This is a genomic window from Sphingomonas sp. 179-A 2A2 NHS (assembly GCF_045371305.1).
In the GTDB taxonomy this organism is placed as follows: Bacteria; Pseudomonadota; Alphaproteobacteria; order Sphingomonadales; family Sphingomonadaceae; genus Sphingomonas.
In genome coordinates, this window is record NZ_JBIQDE010000024.1 from 1 (window position 1) to 3248 (window position 3248).

The 3248-nt window shown below is 67.3% G+C and carries 3 protein-coding genes; 2 read left to right on the plus strand and 1 reads right to left on the minus strand.

The features are described from left to right. Nucleotides 1-820: 820 nt before the first annotated feature. The gene (locus ACH0AE_RS17685; protein ID WP_406876141.1) at nucleotides 821-1549 is read right to left on the minus strand and encodes a Crp/Fnr family transcriptional regulator; all 729 of its coding nucleotides are present in this window, start codon (nucleotides 1547-1549) and stop codon (nucleotides 821-823) included. 285 nt (nucleotides 1550-1834) lie between these two features. Here ACH0AE_RS17685 and ACH0AE_RS17690 point away from each other — a divergent pair, with 285 nt between their 5' ends. Together ACH0AE_RS17690 and ACH0AE_RS17695 are read left to right on the plus strand one after the other, a co-directional pair. Further along, a complete protein-coding gene (locus ACH0AE_RS17690) occupies nucleotides 1835-2692 on the plus strand; it encodes an SDR family oxidoreductase (protein WP_406876142.1) in 858 nt (285 codons plus the stop codon). A 55-nt stretch (nucleotides 2693-2747) separates the two neighbouring features. Then, a partial coding sequence (locus ACH0AE_RS17695) for an AAA family ATPase (RefSeq protein WP_406876143.1) occupies nucleotides 2748-3248 on the plus strand: 501 nt, incomplete at its 3' end.

Consider the following 3248-nt stretch of genomic DNA (forward strand, 5'->3'; position numbering starts at 1 on the left):
ACGTGCAGCCTCTTCCAGCCATTCGAGCTGCTCGCGACTGAACCTATCAGTTTCCGCGACCAGTCGCTCTCTGCCGTCGGGGGCCTCATCACCGAAGGCGGCGAAAAGCTTCGCCACGCTCACGCCCAGCGCCCAAGTTGACGCCTCCAGTGTGTCAAAGGACGGTGATCGGTTACTACGCTCGATGCGTCGTATCCGCTCCTCAGAAATGCCCACACGGCGTCGACTTCATCAGCCTGAAGACTGAGCGCGGGACACAGGCTGGCAACCATTTCCCGCAATACGACACGTTCGTGAGGTGCCGCCGCGGCGCATCATAGCGCAAGCCCTGCAACCGGTTGCAACGGTGCCGATCTCCGCCGATCATTTCATTGGTGTGGAGAATTTGTGCGGGACATGCCCGAATATGCCCATGAGCGGCTACACAGACGGGATTAACGACAGTCCGTCTTTGGGTGACGCCCAACGCCGATCGAAGATCGGCATTGGCAAGGTTAGCGGACACTGCAAGCGCATCTTTGCAACCGCCACTTCAGCCAGCCGAGAGCAAGACCTACGGGGATTGAAGCGGCTATCAGTAGGCCAAGTAATTACCACGCGGACCAACCTTGCCGCTTCGCGAAGACGAGAAATAGGTAGCAGAGAACAACGCTTAATAGGCTGAAGCCGTAGTCGTATCGATCGGGTCGCCGTCCTTGCATCCGCAAAGAATGCCCTTCAGCGTGAGTGTCCGCAATTGGGCGTAAGCGGACCGTCCGCTTTCACGAGCGACGCGATTATGTCGTCTGCGCCACCTCACCTCACGCCCGCCCCGCCCACGTCACTCGGCGCGGGGGAGCCAGGCGGGGTCGGGGCGCAGGCGGCGTTCGGGGAGGGGGGCGAGGCGGCGCAGCGCGGCGGGATCGAGGAGGCGCACCGCGTGGCCGCGGCGCTCGATCAGCCGCTGCGTCTCGAGATCGCGGATCGTGCGGTTGGTGTGCACGCTGGTGATGCCGAGCACGTCGCCGATCGCCTCCTGCGTCAGCGGCAGATCGAACGTATCGTCGTGCACCAGCCCGAGCGGGGTGAGCCGGGCGTGGAGATCGAGCAGGAACATCGCGAACTGCTCGACCGCGCTCGAATGGCCCTTGGTCGCCAGCATGTCCATCAGCACCAGCCGCTCGACCTGCACCGCCATCAGGAACACCGCGGCGAGCCGCGGCTCGCTTGCCAGCAGCGCGCCCATCCGGTCCTCGGGCACGAAGGCGGTGACCGCCTCAGTCAGCGCGGTGAGCGTGTCGGCCGAGCGATCGAGCACCATGCTCGGCGTGCCCAGGATATCGCCCGCGAGGTGGATCTTCTGGATCAGCCGCGCGCCGTTGGCGAGGATCAGCGAGGAGGCGACCCAACCGTCGATCATCAGGTAGATGCCGCGCGCGGGATCGCCCTGGCCGCGGATCCGCGCGCCTTTGCGATGCGACACCGGCGCCTCGCCGAGCGCCTGGAAGCGCGCGATCTCGCGCGGCGACAGCGTGGCGAGCGCGTTGAAGCGATGGGCCGACCAAAGCAATCCTGTTTCCTCACGATGAAGGACGAACAAGCCGCCGCTCTCGCGCGTGGTCTGGCCGTCCGACGCGCGCGATAGGCGGGATCGTCGCTGGCGCGACTAAACTACATTAGCACGACCGTACGTTATCGTACCATGACGACGGATCGACGGTTCGACGTGTCGACACCGCATTAAGGTGAGGTGACGTGTGGCGAGGCAATGCGCGGGCCGTCGCGCGGAACGTTGCCGGCACCCGCGAATTCCCCCTTCGCACCCAACGCCTTGCTTTCCTGAAGGAATCCCCACGTGACCGATTATCCTAGTCCGCCGTTCCCCGATCAGCCGCAGCCGGTGCCCGGGCGCACCGCGGTGATGGATCCCGTGCCCGACCATGGCGAGACGAGCTATCGCGGATCGGGCCGGCTGGCGGGCAAGCGCGCCGTCATCACGGGCGGCGACAGCGGGATCGGCCGCGCGGTCGCGATCGCCTTTGCGCGTGAGGGCGCCGACGTGCTGATCTCGTACCTCGACGAGGACGAGGACGCGCGCGACACCGCGCGGCTGATCGAGGAGGCAGGCCGCAAGGCGGTGCTGATGCCCGGCGACATCCAGAGCGCCGAGCATTGCCGCGCGATCATCGCGCGCGCGGTCGACGAGCTCGGCGGGCTCGACATCCTCGTCAATAATGCGGCGCACCAGCAGACGATCGACGACGTCGACGAACTGTCCGACGAGGAATGGGAGACGACGTTCCGCACCAACATCCACGCGATGTTCTATCTCACCAAGGCGGCGACGCCGCACCTCGGGCGGGGCGGATCGATCATCAACACGACGTCGGTCAACGCCGATACGCCGAGCCCGCAGCTCCTCGCCTATGCCACCACCAAGGGCGCGATCCAGAATTTCACCGGCGGGCTCGCGCAGCTGCTCGCGGACAAGGGCATCCGCGTGAACTGCGTCGCGCCCGGCCCGGTGTGGACGCCGCTGATCCCCTCGACGATGCCGGCCGAGAAGGTGAAGACCTTCGGCGAGCAGGTGCCGATGAAGCGCCCCGCGCAGCCCGCCGAGCTCGCCGCGCCCTATGTCATGCTGGCGAGCGACGAGGCGAGCTACATCTCGGGCGCGACCGTGGCGGTGACGGGCGGCAAGCCGGTGATCTGATTGCGGCGCGCACGCGCGGGGCAGGGGGTCGGCAGGAATCGCTCGACAGGGTGACATGTCGACACTTATGGTTGTCGGCATGCCGACGCCGCCCCGCACGATCGCGATCATCAGCCAGAAGGGCGGGGCGGGGAAGACGACGCTGGCGCTGCACCTCGCCGCCATCGCGCAGGAAGCGGGGCGCGTCGCGCTGATCGTCGACACCGATCCGCAGGCGACCGCGAGCCAGTGGGCCGCGTGGCGGCAGGACCAGCCGCCCGAGGTGATCGACAGCCCCCCGCCGCGGCTCGCCGCCAAGGTGGCGGCCGCGCACGCGCAGGGCGCCGAGCTGGTGGTGATCGACACGCCCCCGCACGCCGACAGCGCGGCGCGCGCCGCGGTCGAGGTGGCGGATCTGGTATTGATCCCGTGCCGGCCGAGCGCGTTCGATCTTGCCGCGATCCAGACCACCGCGAAGCTCGTGCAGCTCTTGCGCAAACCCGCCTTCGTCGTCTTCACCGCCGGGCCGCCCAATGCGCCGCGCGTCTATGCCGAGGCGGGCGAGCTGGTGGAAAGC